At 68.4% G+C, this 16062-nt stretch carries 17 protein-coding genes; 9 read left to right on the top strand and 8 right to left on the bottom strand.

Annotation, left to right across the window (positions count from 1 at the left end; genetic code table 11):
• Nucleotides 1–26: 26 nt before the first annotated feature.
• A complete protein-coding gene (locus G6N56_RS15920) occupies nucleotides 27–1025 on the bottom strand; it encodes a phosphotransferase family protein (protein WP_085258416.1) in 999 nt (332 codons plus the stop codon).
• A 268-nt stretch (nucleotides 1026–1293) separates the two neighbouring features.
• Here G6N56_RS15920 and G6N56_RS15915 point away from each other — a divergent pair, with 268 nt between their 5' ends.
• On the top strand, nucleotides 1294–2238 hold the full coding sequence (locus G6N56_RS15915) for a class I SAM-dependent methyltransferase (RefSeq protein ID WP_085258331.1): 945 nt from the start codon (nucleotides 1294–1296) through the stop codon (nucleotides 2236–2238).
• Here G6N56_RS15915 and G6N56_RS15910 read toward each other — a convergent pair.
• Nucleotides 2235–3182, bottom strand: a complete 948-nt coding sequence (locus G6N56_RS15910; protein ID WP_085258330.1) for a zinc-binding dehydrogenase — start codon at nucleotides 3180–3182, stop codon at nucleotides 2235–2237. The genes G6N56_RS15915 and G6N56_RS15910 overlap by 4 nt on opposite strands.
• Before the next feature lie 76 nt (nucleotides 3183–3258).
• Between G6N56_RS15910 and G6N56_RS15905 the strand changes: the two genes are divergently transcribed.
• The 5 genes from G6N56_RS15905 to G6N56_RS15890 all read left to right on the top strand — a co-directional run bounded on the left by G6N56_RS15905 (nucleotide 3259) and on the right by G6N56_RS15890 (nucleotide 7000).
• On the top strand, nucleotides 3259–3669 hold the full coding sequence (locus G6N56_RS15905) for a MarR family winged helix-turn-helix transcriptional regulator (RefSeq protein ID WP_142280840.1): 411 nt from the start codon (nucleotides 3259–3261) through the stop codon (nucleotides 3667–3669).
• Between the two features lie 547 nt (nucleotides 3670–4216).
• Entirely contained in the window at nucleotides 4217–4459 is a 243-nt protein-coding gene (locus G6N56_RS15900; RefSeq protein ID WP_085258328.1) for a hypothetical protein, read from the top strand.
• Between the two features lie 25 nt (nucleotides 4460–4484).
• Nucleotides 4485–4640: a hypothetical protein gene (locus tag G6N56_RS28425; protein ID WP_169717555.1), complete on the top strand. Its 156-nt coding sequence runs from the start codon at nucleotides 4485–4487 to the stop codon at nucleotides 4638–4640.
• A gap of 151 nt (nucleotides 4641–4791) precedes the next feature.
• The gene (locus G6N56_RS15895; RefSeq protein WP_085258327.1) at nucleotides 4792–5496 is read left to right on the top strand and encodes a response regulator transcription factor; all 705 of its coding nucleotides are present in this window, start codon (nucleotides 4792–4794) and stop codon (nucleotides 5494–5496) included.
• On the top strand, nucleotides 5474–7000 hold the full coding sequence (locus G6N56_RS15890; protein WP_085258326.1) for a sensor histidine kinase: 1527 nt from the start codon (nucleotides 5474–5476) through the stop codon (nucleotides 6998–7000). The genes G6N56_RS15895 and G6N56_RS15890 overlap by 23 nt, the downstream gene beginning before the upstream one ends.
• On the opposite strand, the gene G6N56_RS15885 is transcribed toward G6N56_RS15890, so the two are convergent.
• Entirely contained in the window at nucleotides 6997–7482 is a 486-nt protein-coding gene (locus G6N56_RS15885) for a lipoprotein LpqH (protein WP_085258325.1), read from the bottom strand. The genes G6N56_RS15890 and G6N56_RS15885 overlap by 4 nt on opposite strands.
• 167 nt (nucleotides 7483–7649) lie before the next feature.
• Between G6N56_RS15885 and G6N56_RS15880 the strand changes: the two genes are divergently transcribed.
• On the top strand, nucleotides 7650–9524 hold the full coding sequence (locus tag G6N56_RS15880) for an alkyl/aryl-sulfatase (protein WP_085258324.1): 1875 nt from the start codon (nucleotides 7650–7652) through the stop codon (nucleotides 9522–9524).
• A gap of 86 nt (nucleotides 9525–9610) precedes the next feature.
• Here G6N56_RS15880 and G6N56_RS15875 read toward each other — a convergent pair whose 3' ends face one another.
• Genes G6N56_RS15875 through G6N56_RS15855 form a run of 5 tightly spaced genes read right to left on the bottom strand, consistent with a single transcriptional unit; the run spans nucleotide 9611 to nucleotide 14278 of the window.
• A complete protein-coding gene (locus G6N56_RS15875) occupies nucleotides 9611–10582 on the bottom strand; it encodes an NADPH:quinone oxidoreductase family protein (protein WP_085258323.1) in 972 nt (323 codons plus the stop codon).
• Nucleotides 10582–11205, bottom strand: coding sequence for a TetR/AcrR family transcriptional regulator (locus G6N56_RS15870; protein WP_085258322.1), 624 nt, complete (start codon nucleotides 11203–11205; stop codon nucleotides 10582–10584). The genes G6N56_RS15875 and G6N56_RS15870 overlap by 1 nt, the downstream gene beginning before the upstream one ends.
• Complete coding sequence (locus G6N56_RS15865) at nucleotides 11186–12469, bottom strand: acyl-CoA dehydrogenase family protein (protein WP_085258321.1); 1284 nt, start codon at nucleotides 12467–12469, stop codon at nucleotides 11186–11188. Before G6N56_RS15865 ends, G6N56_RS15870 begins: the two co-directional genes overlap by 20 nt.
• 17 nt (nucleotides 12470–12486) lie before the next feature.
• Complete coding sequence (locus G6N56_RS15860) at nucleotides 12487–13245, bottom strand: SDR family NAD(P)-dependent oxidoreductase (RefSeq protein ID WP_085258320.1); 759 nt, start codon at nucleotides 13243–13245, stop codon at nucleotides 12487–12489.
• Nucleotide 13246: 1 nt separating this feature from the next.
• Nucleotides 13247–14278, bottom strand: coding sequence for a phosphotransferase family protein (locus G6N56_RS15855; RefSeq protein WP_085258415.1), 1032 nt, complete (start codon nucleotides 14276–14278; stop codon nucleotides 13247–13249).
• An 85-nt stretch (nucleotides 14279–14363) separates the two neighbouring features.
• Here G6N56_RS15855 and G6N56_RS15850 point away from each other — a divergent pair, with 85 nt between their 5' ends.
• Entirely contained in the window at nucleotides 14364–14972 is a 609-nt protein-coding gene (locus tag G6N56_RS15850; RefSeq protein ID WP_085258319.1) for a histidine phosphatase family protein, read from the top strand.
• 35 nt (nucleotides 14973–15007) lie between these two features.
• Entirely contained in the window at nucleotides 15008–16060 is a 1053-nt protein-coding gene (locus G6N56_RS15845) for a phosphotransferase family protein (protein WP_085258318.1), read from the top strand.
• Nucleotides 16061–16062: the final 2 nt, after the last annotated feature.

Genomic DNA, 16062 nt, shown 5'->3' with positions numbered 1-16062 from the left:
GGCAACCCGCTGGGCGGCGCCGCCCGTCAGCTCCGTGTCTCGATGAGACCCAGCGCCCGCTCGAAGAGGTGCACCGTTGCCGCGTGAAGTTGGTCCCCGACGGCCTTTTCGGCCTTGCCCGCGCAGGCGCGGGCGAGCGTTCCCTCGATCACGATGCCGAGCTTGAAGCACGCCAGCACCGTGTACCAGGTGATGCTCGACAGGTCTCGGGTGGTGTTGGCGGCGTACCGCTGGAGCAGGTCTTCGGTGCTGGCCAACCCGTCCTGGCCGCCCAGTGCGTGGCTGAAGACGCTGGAGCCGTCGGGTTGTTTCCAGGTGGCCAGCAGCCACCCCAGATCCAGCAGCGGGTCGCCGATCGTGCACATCTCCCAGTCGACGATGGCGACCACTTCGGGCCCGGTGCGGGAGAACATCACGTTGGCGGCGTGGTAGTCACCGTGCATGATGCCGGGCTTCCACGTGGCCGGACGTCGCTCCTCGAGCCAGGTCGCCACCTGCTCGACCCCCGGGATCTGCGGACCCGGGTAGTTCTCGTACTCGCGGTAGGAGTCCAGCTCCGAAAGCCACCGTGGCACTTGGCGTTCCAGGAAACCGTCGGGCTTCCCGAAGTCGGCGAGGCCGACCGCGAGGTGATCGACGGCGCCCAGCCTCGCCAACGCGTCGGCCATCGACAGGCCCATTTGGTATTGGATCTCCGCATCGCCCGCATGCAGCGGCGGCAACCCCTCGCCCGCGTTGAATCCGTCGACCGGTTCCATCAGATAGAACACCGCGTCGCCCAGCACGGTCGGATCCGCGCACGCCGCGATCAGGTGGGGGTGTGGCACGTCCGAATCGGCAAGCGCGGCGAGAACTTTGGTTTCCCTCAGGATGACGCTGTTGGTGCGCGGCCGCAGGTGGCGGGGTCCGCGCCGCAACACGTACGGCCGGCCGGCCCTGGTGAAGCGCAGCATGACGTTCTGGGTTCCACCGGTGACGGTGACGACGTCCTCGAGGGGCCCGTCGCCCAGGCCGTGCTCCGACATCCAACGGGCCACGGCCTCCAGGTCGACGGCGTCCACGTTCAGCTCCCGCTCTGCGACGTGTTCCGGGCCGCGAGGTCATCGAGGTCGCCCGCGACCACCGCGTCGACGTGGTCGAATGCTTCCCGAGGGCCTAACGTCATCGTCGCTCCTTTGCAACCTGTGGACCGTCTGGGAAAAAGCCTAGGCCACGGGCCCGAGGCGCCCCAGACGGTCCGCGGCTGGAAGAATAGTGTGCATAACTTACTTTCTGTCGGGAAGGAACACGGCGATGCCGCGCACGGACAACGATTCCTGGGACATCACTCAAAGCGTCGGGGCCACCGCACTGGGCGTGGCCGCGGCACGCGCTGCGGAGACCGAGAGCGACAACCCGCTGATCAACGACCCGTTCGCGCGCGTCTTCGTCGACGCCGCGGGTGAGGGGATGTGGAGTATTTACGCCGATCCCGCGCTACTGGCCAAGGCGATCGAGCTCGAACCGGAGGTGCAGTCGCGGATCCAACTGATGATCGACTTCATGGCGACCCGGACGGCCTTCTTCGACGAGTTCTTCCTGGGCGCGGCCGAGGCCGGGGTGCGGCAGGTGGTCATCCTGGCGTCGGGGCTGGACGCGCGGACCTGGCGGCTGCCCTGGCCGGACGGCACGGTCGTGTACGAGCTCGACCAGCCCAAGGTGCTGGACTTCAAGGCGCAGACGCTGCGCGACCACGGCGCGCAGCCGGCCGCGCGGCTGGTGAACGTGCCGATCGACCTGCGGCAGGATTGGCCGAAGGCGTTGCAGGAGGCGGGGTTCGACCCGTCCCGGCCGGCGGCCTGGTCGGCGGAAGGGCTGGTGCGCTACCTGCCGGCGCAGGCCCAGGACCTGTTGTTCGAGCGGATCGATTCGCTCAGCGCGGAGGGCAGCTGGCTGGCGTCCAACGTGCCCGGCGCGGGCTTCACCGACCCGGACCTGGTCCGGCGCCAGCGCGAAGACATGCAGCGGATGCGGGCTGCGGCGGCCAAGCTGGTCAACGCCGAGATCACGGACTTCGATGACCTGTGGTATGCCGAGGAGCGCACGCCCGTCGACGTCTGGCTGCGTCAGCACGGTTGGGAGGTGTCCGCGCAGACGTTCCCCGAGCTGATGACGCGTTACTCCCGCGAGATTCCAGCCGGTTCCGAGGATGCCATGCCCCCTACGCTTTTCGTGTCCGCGCAACGACGCGCGGTTTAGGCGGGGATGAAGACGATCCGCTGCTCGGTGGCGGCGTCGCTCCAGGCCGCTTCGACGTCGGACAGCGGCACGGCGCGGACGTCGAGTTCGTAGCCTACGCGGGTGATCTCGTCGACGATGGCGGGTAGTTCGGCCAGGAGATCGCGGGCTGGGACCGACCCCTGTCCGCTTCCGACGATCTGCAGGCGGATGGCGCGCAACGCGGCGGAGGGGATGTCCGCGGAAGCGCCGGCCACCGAGCCGATCTGGATCCAGCTGAGCGGTTTGCCGGGCTCCGAGCGGCGGGCCGCGATGCCGGCCATCGCCTCGGCCGCGGTCGCGCCCCAGAGGTAGTCGATCACGACGTCCACGTCGGCCGCGGCCCGCGCGAGATCGCTTACACCGGTGTCGAGTTGGATCGTCTGGTCCGCGCCGCGCTCGGTGAGGGCGGCGAGCCGCCCGGGATTGCGCCCGGCGCCGATGACGCGGCCCGCGCCGAGCCGCTTGGCGACCTGCACGGCCATGCGCCCCGCACTGCCGGTGGCGCCGAGTACGAGAACCGTGGACCCGGGCTCGAAGTCGATGCGGCGCCGCAGGGCCACCCAGGAGGACATGACGGGGTTCATCGCCGCGGCCACCAGGACTGGGTCGGCGCCATCGGGAAGCACGAAGCTGCGGCGCCGATCGATGACGGTCTGCTCGGCGATGGCGCCCACGGCCGTGTCCGGCAGGACGAAGTAACGCAGGCTCCCGTCGGGAGCGCGACCCACCCCGTCGATGCCCGGGACGAGGGGCAGCTCACCGGTGGAGGTGTAGTGCGAGCCGTCGGCCTGCGAGCGCACCCGCCGATGCAGGCCGGCGGCAACGACGTCGACCAGCATCTCGTCCGGCGATTGTGGTGTGGGGCGAGGAAACTCCCGGTAGGCGGGTGGTTTGTCGAAAGTGGACACGACGGCGGCGTGCATGGCGGCCTCCCAGTTAGGTGGTAATACGAACTAAATTAGATGGGATCACAAACTAATGCAAGGTATGGTCAGTTGCATGAGCGCGGCAGAGAACTTCACCGACAACCTCGTACAGACGTCGTTCGCGGTGACCGCAATCCTGAATCGGGTTGCCTCCGAACACGATCTGTCGTTGACCCAGCTGCGGGTGCTGGGAATACTCCGTGACCGCGAACCCACGATGGCCGAACTCGCTTCGTACCTGGGTTTGGAGCGTTCGACCGTCAGCGGTCTCATCGATCGCGCCGTTGGGCGAGGGCTGGTGCGAAAGACCACCGATGCCGCCGACGGGCGATCGGTGCGTGTCAGCCTTACCGCGGAGGCGCGACGACTCGCCCCCGCGATCATCGCCGAGATCGGTGAGCTCTTGTCACCCATGACCTCGCGGCTCAACCCGGGCGAACAGCAGCGGCTCACCGCGCTGCTGGGCAAGGTGCTGACCGTGTAGTGGGCGCACCGCCGGTGACTCAATTACTGGTCACCGCAACACCACTCGGTACGCATGCGGGCCCCGTCCGGCGTGCGCGACGTACACCGGATCGCCGCATCGATGCCGCACCTCCGGGGTCTGGAGGGCCCGTAGGTCGACTCGATCTACCGGGTGGGCGGAGAGTCGTTCGTGTTCTTGCCCGCAGCCGACGCCGGCGATCCTGGCACCGGCGAACGCTACGCCGACGTGTCATGTCCTGGGTGGAGTCCGAGGGTGGCAAGCCGGCACTCATCCAAGACTCGCAACGCCGTTTTTCACCACCCACCGGTTCGACGGCCACCCATCGGTGCGAGCGAGCCGGCCGGCGGAGGGGCACGACGACGGAATCAGCCGAACTCATCCTCCGGCGCGTGGCTGTCCCGGGCATCGAGGAAGCGGGCCGCGGCGTGGCTCGAGGCGCATCGCTGACCTCGCGAGCGGTGCCGCGCGGTCGGCGTCAACCATGTTTAGACGTGCGTGCAATGGGTAACGCTAGACGCACGAGAAAGAAGTTTCTCGAACACAAATGGAGGTCACCATGCGTGGTCGCGGAGTAATCGGTGCGATTGTCCTGGTGTGGCTGCTCATCGGAGTGTTCGCGGCTTACCAGCGCGATTACTTCAAAGGTGGGTCGACAAGTTGTGTCACAGCGGGAAACATCGCCCTGACCGTGGTCGCCGGCCCCTTGAACTATGCGGGTGTCAATCCAAAAGTCAAGGATTGCCATGTACCACAACCGAGTTCAATGCCCAGTGGCCTAGTCGCCTAAAACCCCTCACCCGAAGGAAGTTCAGATGATTATCTTGGGCGCAGTCCTGCTCATTCTCGGATTCGTGTTTGGAATCCCATTGTTATGGGAGATCGGCGTCGTCGTTCTCGTCATCGGCGCGGTGCTCTGGATCATGGGATCCGTCGGTCGCCCGGTCGCCGGCCGGCGGTACTGGTATTAGGCGCCCGCCAGAGGCATGGAGGATCGCGTGGCTGTCCGGCGGCCACGCGATCTTTCACAGCCGACACATAGCAATGCCATAGCGGCGGCCCAGTCGGCCGCGGATACTGAATAGTGTGACGCAATCCCGGGCCTCGGTAGAGCGCGTTGTCATGTGCCGCGCGGACGGCAACCCGATCAACGTGCTCGTGGTCGACGACGAAGCCGTGCTCGCCGAGATGGTGTCAATGGCGTTGCGATACGAGGGCTGGAACATCGCGACCGCCGGAGACGGATCCTCGGCGATAGCGTCGGCGCGGGCCCAGCGGCCCGACGTCGTGGTCCTGGACGTCATGCTGCCCGACATGAGCGGGCTCGACGTCCTGCACAAGCTTCGGGAGGAAAACCCGCAGCTGCCGGTGCTGTTGCTGACGGCCAAGGATTCGGTGGAGGACCGCATCGCCGGGCTGACCGCCGGCGGCGACGACTACGTCACCAAACCGTTCAGCATCGAAGAAGTAGTCCTGCGGCTGCGCGCCCTTTTGCGGCGCACCGGGGTGACGACCGTGGACAGCGGCGCCCAGCTGGTCGTCGGCGACCTGGTGCTCGACGAGGACAGTCACGAAGTGACTCGCGGCGGCGAACCGATCGCCCTGACCTCCACCGAGTTCGAGCTGCTGCGCTTCATGATGCGCAACTCCAAGCGTGTGCTCAGCAAGGCGCAGATCCTGGATCGAGTGTGGAGTTACGACTTCGGCGGCCGGTCCAACATCGTCGAGCTGTACATCTCCTACCTGCGCAAGAAGATCGACAACGGTCGCGAGCCCATGATCCACACACTGCGCGGCGCGGGTTATGTCCTCAAGCCGGCCCGCTAACACCCGGCGGGTCTGGTCGCTCCGCATACGGTTGCTGGTCGGGCAGGTCGTCGTCCTGGCCGTCGTGTGCATCGGCATCACCGCCGCGACCGAACTGGCGCTGTTGCACCACCTGGTGGCGCAGCTCGACGGGCAGCTCGGCGGCACCTCCTACCGCTCGGCGCTGATGTACCCCGAACCCAAACACCCGGGCTGGCGTCACGAATCACGCTTTTCACCCCGGCCGGGCCCCGGTCCGCGGTTCCTCGACGCGCCGGGCCAGCCCGCAGGCATGGTGGCCGCGGTGGTCAACCACGGCAACACCGTAGATGCCGGCTATTTGACCAGCAGCGGCACCCGGGCCGCGCTGACTCCCGCCGCGCAGACCCAACTCGAACGGATCGCAGGAAGCCGCCGCCCGGTGACGCTGAACCTCGACGGTCTGGGTCGCTACCGCGTCATCGCCGCCCCGAGCCGGAACGGGGACGACGTCATCGTCACCGGCCTGTCGATGTCGAACGTCGACGCCACGATGATGCGGATGCTCATCATCTTCGGGATCGTGACCGTCATCGCGCTCGCCGCCGCCACCACCGCCGGCGTCGTGATCATCAGGTCCGCGTTGGCGCCGCTGCGCCGTGTCGCGCAAACGGCGAGCAAGGTCGCCGACCTGCCGTTGGACCGCGGAGAGGTCGAGCTGCCCGTGCGGGTGGCCGAGTCCGATGCCAACCCGGCCACCGAGGTGGGCCAGCTGGGGTCGGCGCTGAACCGGATGCTCGACCACATCTCGGCCGCGCTGTCGGCGCGGCAGGCCAGTGAGACCCGGGTGCGGCAATTCGTCGCCGACGCCAGCCACGAACTGCGCACACCACTCGCCGCCATCCGCGGCTACACAGAACTCACGCAGCGCATGGGTGACGACCGCGAGGCGGTCGCGCACGCGATGAGCCGGGTGGCGTCCGAGACCGAGCGCATGACGCGGTTGGTGGAAGACCTGCTGCTGCTGGCGCGCCTCGACTCCGGTCGGCCGCTGGAGCGTGAGCCGGTGGATCTGTCGCGCCTGGCGGTCGACGCGGTCAACGACGCGCACGTCGCCGGCCCGGACCATCAGTGGGAGCTGGACCTGCCGGAAGAGCCGGTGATCGTTCCGGGAGATTCGGCGCGGCTACACCAGGTCCTGACGAATCTGCTCGCCAATGCCCGCGTCCACACCGGCGCCGGCACCGTCGTCACCACCCGACTGAGCACCGAGCCGACGCACAGCGTGCTGCAGGTGATCGACAACGGGCCCGGCATCCCGGCGGCGCTGCAGTCCGAGGTGTTCGAGCGGTTCGCCCGCGGGGACTCCTCCCGCTCCAGGAAGGGCGGCAGCACCGGGCTGGGGCTCGCGATCGTCTCGGCGGTGGTCAAGGCGCACCACGGCTCCATCGCGGTGGACAGCTCGCCGGGCCACACCGAATTCACGGTGCGGTTGCCGCTCAATGGGTGGCAACCGCCCGCGTCATCTCCCAAAGCTCCCGGTTAGGAGCAGGTCACGTCGATTTCGAAAGGCTTGTTGACCGGCTGCATCGGGTTGGCCATGTCGATGCCCGTCGCGGTGCCGGTGATCTTGTAGGTGTTGCCGTCCTGGGTCGCCGCGGCGTTGCCCTGACCGCCCTGCGCGTACTGCAGGGTCACGCCGTTGACGTTGCCGAGCTGGACCGCCTTAACCTGCGGAGGATTGGCGTCGGTCAGCACAACGCTGATCCCGGTGGTGTTCCCGCCGACCGCCATGGTGACGTTGCCGGCGGCCTTGGCGCAGACGGTGGTGCCCTGGACGTTCTGGTCCTTGCCGTCGATGATGACCTTCGCCGCGTTGGAGCCGGGTGCGCCGACCGACACGGAGGCTCCCGGCACGGAAGTCGCGGTGCCGCCGCCGCCCGTGTTGGACTTATTGCTCGAACAGCCAGAAATGCCCGCGGTCAGAATTGCCGCTCCGGCAGCCGCGACCGTCAGTCCACGCTTCACCTGTTCTCCTTTGCCCGAATTTGCTGTCCGTCGGCTTTGACGGATCGATGGGCAGTATGCGGGTTAACTGAAGGGAGAATCTAGAGTCCGGAGCAATTAATTTTGCATTCATCGGCCACTCGACAACCGCACTTCACAGGCGCGCTATTAATGGCAATGTATTGGCGGTGGATCACAAAACCCCAGCCCCCGTCATCGAGTCGGCGCATCGCGACCATCCCCTGCCATTCGACGACGTCACCGATTTTCACAATGCCGATCGTGGATTCATCGCCGCGTTGTCCCCGTGCGTCATCAAGGCGGCCGACGGCCGTGTCGTGTGGGACAACGACGCCTACGCGTTCCTCGGCGGCCCGGCGCCGACGTCGGTGCATCCCAGCCTGTGGCGGCAGTCGACGCTGGCCGCCAAGCAAGGCCTCTACGAGGTGGTGCCCGGCATCTATCAGGTCCGGGGCTTCGACCTCTCGAACGTGACGTTCGTCGAAGGTGACACCGGGATCATCGTCATCGATCCGCTGGTGTGCACAGAGACGGCCGCCGCGGCGCTGGCGCTGTATCGCGCGCACCGGGGCGGTGAGCGTCGCGTCGTCGCCGTGATCTACACCCACAGCCACGTCGACCACTTCGGCGGCGTCCTGGGTGTCACCTCGCAGCAAGACGTGGACTCCGGTGCGGTGGCCGTGCTGGCGCCCGAGGGTTTCATCGAGCACGCCGTGCAGGAGAACGTCTATGCCGGGCCGGCCATGACGCGCCGGGCCACGTACATGTACGGCACCCTGCTGCCGCGCGGGCCGCTGGGGCAGGTGGGCTGCGGCCTGGGCCAGGCGCCGTCGACCGGCGAGGTGGCCATCATCGTCCCCACCATCAACATCCGGCGGACCGGTGAGAAGCACACGGTCGACGGCGTGGAGATCGAGTTCCAGATGGCGCCGGGCACCGAGGCGCCGGCCGAAATGCATTTCTATTTCCCGCAATTCCGGGCGCTGTGCATGGCCGAGAACGCCACCCACAACCTGCACAACCTACTGACGCTGCGCGGGGCGCTGGTGCGCGATCCGCACGCTTGGGCCGGTTACCTCACCGAGGCGATCGACACCTTCGCCGACCGCACCGACGTGGTGTTCGCGTCGCACCACTGGCCGACCTGGGGGCGCGAGAGCATCGTCGAATTCCTGTCCCTGCAACGCGACCTGTACGCGTACCTGCACGACCAGACGCTGCGACTGCTGAACCAGGGTCACACCGGTGTGGAGATCGCCGAGATGTTCCGGATGCCGCCGGCGCTGGAGCGCGCGTGGCATGCTCGCGGGTACTACGGCTCGGTCAGCCACAACGTCAAGGCCGTCTACCAGCGCTACATGGGCTGGTTCGACGGCAACCCCGGCCGGCTCTGGCCGCATCCCCCGGAGGCGCTCGCGCCCCGCTACGTCGACGCGATGGGCGGGATCGACCGGGTCGTCGAGCTGGCCCGGGCCGCGTTCGACGCCGGCGACTTCCGTTGGGCGGCGACACTGTTGGACCACGCCGTGTTCACCGACGAGCGGCACGACGGGGCCCGCGCACTGTACGCCGACACGCTCGAGCAGCTGGCCTACGGCGCCGAGAACGCCACCTGGCGCAACTTCTTCATGAGCGGCGCGACCGAACTGCGGGACGGCAACTTCGGCACCGCCACCACGGCCACCTCGTTGTCCATGGTGAACCAGCTGACCCCCGAGCAGATCTTCGACAGCCTCGCCATCCGCGTGAACGGCCCGCGGGGCTGGGACCTCGACGTCACCCTCGACGTCTCGTTCGCCGACCTCGCCACCAACTACCGGCTGGCCCTGCGCAACGGAGTGCTCGTCTACCTCAAGGCGCCGGCCGCCCCGGCTACGGCGACCGTCACGGTCAAGTTGGACAGCAAGTTTCGCCTGATCACCGTCGCCATGGGCGACTTCGCTTCACCCGGGCTGGAGATCGCGGGCGACCAGCGGGCCCTGCAGGCCTTCCTGGGCGTCCTCGACCAACCCGACCCGAGCTTCAGCATCGTCACGCCGTAGGCGCACACCGTGGTCACCCGGCCGAGCAGACACAAAAGTCCGCATTTCCCCGGCGTGTCGTACGCCTTTGCGTCTGCTCGCGCGGATCACGCGACCTCGATGACCACCTTGCCCAGCGCCATGCGCTCCGCCACGTGCCGCAACGCCGCCGCCGTTTCCCCCAGAGGGAATCGCGCGCCGATGTAGGGGCGGATCGTGCCGGCGGCAAACATCCCCGCAAGCTCCCGCATGTCGCGGGCGGCGTCGTCGGGGCGGTCAGCCGTGAAAGTACGAATCTCCATGCCGCGGACTGTGATTCCCTTGAGCAGTACGAGGTTGAGCGGGATGGCCGGAATGCCGCCCGCGGCGTAGCCGAGGGTGACGAAGGTTCCGCCACGGGCCAGGCCACGCAGCGCGGGTTCCGAGTGGGGGCCGCCGACGGGGTCGAGGATCACCCTGGCGGAGTCCCCGGTGAGCTCCCGGATCCGTGACTTGAGGTCTTCGCGTTCGTAATCGACGGCCGCCGCCGCGCCGCGTCGGCGGCACAATGCGAGCTTTTCCGGGCTCGACGCCGCCGCCAGCACCCGGGCGCCCATGGCCACCGCCAGGTCGACGGCCGCCAACCCGACCCCACCGGCCGCTCCCAGCACCACCACCCAATCGCCTTGGCGCACATCGGCCACCGATCGCAGCGCGTGGTGGGCGGTGCGATAGGTGACACCGAACGCCGCTGCGGAGGCGAAATCGACGTCGTCGGGCACGGGCGTCACCGCCCCCGCGTCCAGCAGGGCCCGTTCGGCGAACGCGCCGGTCGGCGTGGTCGCGGATACGCGCTGGCCGGGCCGGAACGGTGCGCCGTCACCGACGGCCACCACCTCTCCCGCCAGCTCGCTGCCGGGGATGAAGGGCACCGGGATCTTGATCTGGTATTTTCCCGCGATCAGCAGGACGTCGGGGAAGTTGACCCCGGCGGCGCGCACCCCAACGACCACCTGGCCGGGGCCGGGGGTGGGGTCGGGCAGGTCGTCGAGCACCAGGTCGTCCGGTGTGCCGTAGGACCGGCACACCACGGCGCGCATCAGCCGGTCCCCAGACCACGCAGGCAGAACCGCACCAGATGGTCGATGTCGTCGGGGCGCGGGCGGTCAGCCGAACCCACGTAGCGGCGCATGGTCGCGGCCGTGCAGCTGAACACCGCCTCGACGTCGCGCTCGACATCCGTGCTGCCCAGTGCGGCAACGGGTTCGACGAGAAGCTCGCGCAAGGGCCGCATCATCTCCTGGTCTGCCGCACGCCAAGTCGTGGCGGCCGACATCTGGCCGGCCGCAGCCCGGCTCATGCTGATCAGGTGCGGGTCGGCGATCTGCGCCAGCGCCCCCTCGATCCACCGCGCGACCTTGTCCCGTGGCCTGGACTCCTTGGCCATCTGGTGCTGCAGGTAGGAGGCGACGATGGCGACGCCGCGCTCCATGACGGCCAGGATGAGGTCGTCCTTGCCGGCGAAGTACCGGTAGAACGCCTTGTTGGACGAGCCCGCCTCCGCGACGATGTCGCTGACCCGCGGCGGCTCCGGGGCCACCCGCCCCATCACCCGCACGGCGGCGGCCAGAATGCGTTCCACCTCCTCGGTGGCCTCCCGCTGCCGCTCGTCGAGGGCGCGTTCGACGGCTGCGGCGACGCGGTTACCGCTCAACGAGCTCACCGTATTTGGCGCGCGCGGCCGCGCGCCGGACGTCCAGCGATTCGCTGGGCCACTCGGCGTCCTCGGCGTCGTAGCCCTTGAGCAGCATCCGCGCCAGATTGACCTTGTGCGCCTCGGTCGGCCCGTCGGCCAGGCCGAGCGCGATGCCGCCCAGCAGCACGTTGACCAGCGGCAGCTGGTCGGTGAGCCCGAGCGCGCCGTGCACCTGAATGGCCCGCAGCCCGATCGACTTGAGCACCTGTGACGCCAGGATCTTGCAGGCGGCGATCTCGGCGCGGGCGGCCTGCTCGTCGCCCTGATCGATCAGCCAGGCCGCGTGCAGGACGGTCAGCCGGAACGGTGTCAGCTCGGTATAGGAGTCGGCGACGAACTCCTGCACCAGCTGCTTGTCCGCGAGCGAGCTGCCCTGCGTGAAGCGGCTTTTCGCGCGCCGCGACATCATCTCGACGGCGCGCTGGGCCATTCCGATGGACCGCATCGCGTGGTGCAGCCGGCCCCCGGCCAGCCTGGTCTGCAGGATCATGAAGCCCTGCCCGGGCTCACCGAGCAGCGCCTCGGCGGGCACCCGGACCCCGTCGTAATGCACCAGCGAATGGCCGGGCTCGTGGGGCAGCGCCCCGACGAGGTGATGGTTGGCCTCGATGTTCAGGCCGTCGGTGCCGGCCGGCACGAGGAACGTGGAGGCGCCGCGGTGGACGGGCACATCGGGGTCGGTGATCGCGACGACGATGAAGAAGGAGGCGACGGAGGCGTTGGAGGAGAAGTACTTTCGCCCGGTGATCACCCAGTCGTCACCGTCGCGGACGGCGCGCGTGCGGAACACCCGGGGGTCGGCGCCACCCTGCGGCTCCGTCATCGAGAAGCACGAGAAGATCTCGCCGGACAACAGTCCCGACAGGTAACGGTCCTTCTGCTCCTGGGTGCCGAAGCGGGCGATGATCTCGGCGTTGCCGGTGTCGGGCGCCTGGGTTCCGAACACGATCGGCGCCCACGGGCTGCGGCCGAGAATCTCGTTGATCAGCGTCAGATTGACCGCGCCGAAGCCCTGCCCACCCAGTTCCGGCCCCAGGTGTGGCGCCCACAGGCCGTTGTCGCGCACCCGCTGCTTGAGCGGGTCGATGATCCGGCGGCGTTCGGGGTTCAGCGGCAGGAACTCGCAACCCGGGAAAAGCACCTCGAGGGGTTCGACCTCCTCGCGGACGAACTCGCGGACCCACTGCAGCTTCTTCTCGAACTCCGGTTCGGTGGAAAAGTTCCAGGGCATGCGGGTAGTCCTCTCTGCTAGGGGATTCCACCGTCGGCGCGCAGGATCGAACCGGTGGTGAAGCTCGACGCGTCGGACGCCAAAAACAAAGCGGCGCCGACGATTTCCGCGGGATCGCCGGCCCGCTTCAAGGCGAGGTGGTCGAAGTTGTTGCCGTTCCCCAGATCCCAGGCCTTGCTGACATCGGTGAGGAACGGACCCGCCATCAGGGTATTGACCCGTACGGTCGGGCCGAACGCCTGCGCCAGCCCTTCGGTCATGGCGTTGAGCCCGGCCTTGGCCGCGGCGTACGGGACGATGCCGCCGTTGGGACGGAGCGACCCCGTGGAGCTGACGTTGATGATGGATCCGCCTCCGTCGGCCACCATTCGTTCCCCAACCAGCGCCGACAATCGGAAGGGGCCCTTGAGGTTAAGGTTGACCACCGCGTCGAACAGCTTCTCGGTGACATCGGTCAGCTTGTCGTACAAGGGCGACATGCCCGCGTTGTTGATCAGCGTGTCGACCTTGCCGAACCGGTCGTAGGTCGCCTGCACCAGGCCGTCGAGCTGGTCCCAGCGGCCGACGTGCGCCTGATAGGGCATGGCCGACCGGCCGGTCTGTGCCTCGATTTCGGCGGCGGTGCTCACGCAGTTGTCCATGTCGCGGCTGGCGATCACCACGTCGGCGCCGCAGCGCGCCACGGCGAACGCCATCTCGCGGCCCAGCCCCCGGCTGCCGCCTGTGATCAGCACGACGCGGTCGGTGAGGTCGAAAAGCCGGTCAGCGTAACCCATTTCAGCGCCGCCCGGCCAGTTCGGCCGCCGTGGCGATGAGCTGCAGGATCATAGGCCCGAAGGCGTCGGTGATCTTGGGGTCGACCTTTCCGGTGCGCACCCCCGCAGCGTAGGTCTTCTCCAGCACGATGCCGAGTTTCCAGTTGGCCAGCACCAGGTAGTAGTCGATGTTGTCGGTGGACAGGCCGCTGACGCGCTCGTAGTGCTCCTGCAATTCGCCGCGCCGGGGCATGCCGCGCATGTCCAGGTAAAACCCGTCGGCGCGCGGCTCCTCGCCGTCGTAGCCCAGCAGGCACCAGGCGAGGTCCAGCAGCGGGTCGCCGACCGTCGTCATCTCCCAGTCCACGATCGCGGCCAACCGGGCGGGTGCCCCGTGGGCGAACATCACGTTGGCGAATTGGTAGTCCCCGTGCATGATTCCCGGCGTGTAGCTCGCCGGGCGGTTGTTGCGCAGCCAGTCGGCGGCCTCGTCGAGGCCGGGCAGCTCGCGCACCTGGTAGGCGCTCAGGAACGTCAGCCAGCGATCGACCTGCCGCTCGTGGAAGCCGTCGGGACGGCCGAATCCCTCGAGGCCCTGGCCACGCCAATCGACGCGGCCGAGCTTGGCGGCGCCCTCGACGAGCTCGAACGCCAGTGCCCGACGGGCCGCCAGGTCGGCGTCGAACGGCGGCTGCCACCCCCCGTCCATCGGGCTCCACCCGTCGATGGCCTGCATGACGTAGAACGGCATCCCCAGCACGGCGCCGGAATCGTCGGCGGCGATCAACCCCGCGTGCGGGACGTCGGTGCCGGAGAGCGCCCGCACCAGCCGGATCTCGCGCAGCAGGCCGTCGATGCGGGCGGCGTCGGCCCGCGGCCCGGGCATCCGCAGCACCATGCGTTCGCCGCCCCGCTCGATGAGATACAGGGTGTTTTGGGAACCGCCCGTGAGCTGTTGCACCAGCGGGTATTCGCCGCCGCCGGGCGCGTCGTTGGCGTCCAGCCATCGGGCGAGAACGCCCGGGTCCACCTGAGTATCGCCGGCAGTCGTCATCGTCTGCACACCCCGCTCTCCGAGCAGAGAATAGCATTCTCCGTTCGTCGGGCGAAGGTGGTTCGCCGCATGAAAAGGTGGGCCCATGCAAGTTCTGCTGGTCCGGCATGCGCTGCCGCTGCGCAGCGACCACGGTGAGGGCTCCGATCCGGACCTGTCGGACGAAGGGTTCGCCCAGGTCCGGCGGCTGCCCGAGGCGCTGGCCCGGTTCCCCATCTCGCGGGTGGTCAGCAGCCCGCAGCGGCGGGCCATCCAGACCGCAGAACCGGTTGCGGCGGCCCGCGAGCTTGCCGTCGAGATCGACGACCGATTCGCCGAGTACGACCGCGACCTTCCGCTGTACATCCCCGTCGAGCAGATCCGGCAGGAACGACCGGAGGAATGGGCGCGCCTGGCCCAGGGTCACCTGCCCAGCGCGGTCGACGAGGACGCGTTCCGCGGGCGCGTCCGCGCTGCCGTCGACGACCTCGTTGCCGCCACCGACCCCGACGACACGGTCGCGGTGTTCAGCCACGGCGGGGTGATCAACGTGCTGCTGCACGAGATCCTGGGCACCGCGCGGCTGCTGTCGTTTCCGGTCGACTACGCCTCGGTGACCCGGCTGTTGTTCTCCCGTTCCGGCCAGGCGACCGTGGCGGCCGTCAACACCACCGAACACGTGTGGGACCTGTTGCCGCGAAACCAGCGGTGGTGACGCTCGGCCGCAACCGGCGGTGGTAGACAAGTCCGGTGACGTCTGCTGACCAACTCGAAGGGCTCGACCTCTCCTCCCTGGACCGGTATCTGCGTTCGCTGGGGATCGGCCGCGACGGCGAGTTGCGGGCGGAGTTCATTTCCGGTGGCCGCTCGAACCTGACGTTCCGCGTGTACGACGACGCGACCAGCTGGCTGGTGCGGCGCCCCCCGCTGCACGGGCTGACGCCGTCCGCGCACGACATGTCGCGCGAGTACCGGGTCGTCGCCGCGCTGCGCGACACCCCGGTCCCGGTGGCGCGCGCGATAGCGCTGTGCGAGGACGAGTCGGTGCTGGGCGCCCCGTTCCAGATCGTCGAATTTGTGGCCGGCCAGGTGGTGCGCCGCAGGGCCCAGCTCGAAGCGCTCAGTCGCACTGTTATCGACGGCTGCGTGAACTCGCTGATCCGGGTGCTCGTGGACCTGCACGGGGTCGACCCGAACGCCGTGGGGCTGGCCGACTTCGGCAAGCCGAGCGGCTACCTGGAACGCCAGGTGCGGCGGTGGGGCTCGCAGTGGGACCTGGTGCGGCTCCCGGAGGACCGGCGTGACGCCGATGTCGAGCGGCTGCATTCCGGCCTGCGCGAGGCGATCCCGCAGCAGAGCCGCACGTCGATCGTGCATGGTGACTACCGGATCGACAACACCATCCTGGACGCCGACGATCCCACCAAGGTGCGCGCCGTCGTGGACTGGGAGCTCTCGACGCTGGGCGACCCGCTCAGCGACGCGGCCCTGATGTGCGTATACCGGGACCCGGCTCTCGACCTGATCGTCAACGCGCAGGCGGCGTGGACGTCACCGCTGCTGCCGACCGCCGACGAGCTGGCCGACCGGTATTCGCTGGTCGCCGGGGTGTCGCTGGCGCACTGGGAGTTCTACATGGCGCTGGCCTACTTCAAGCTGGCCATCATCGCCGCCGGCATCGACTTCCGCCGGCGGATGTCGGACCTGGCCCACGGCAAGGGCGACACCTCGGACGAGATGCCCGAGGTGGTCGCGCCGTTGATCTCCCGTGGGCTGGCGGAGCTCGCCAAGCTGCCCGGATGAAT

Source organism: Mycobacterium saskatchewanense (assembly GCF_010729105.1).
GTDB lineage: Bacteria > Actinomycetota > Actinomycetes > Mycobacteriales > Mycobacteriaceae > Mycobacterium > Mycobacterium saskatchewanense.
This window is presented reverse-complemented; position numbering and strand designations above follow the sequence as displayed.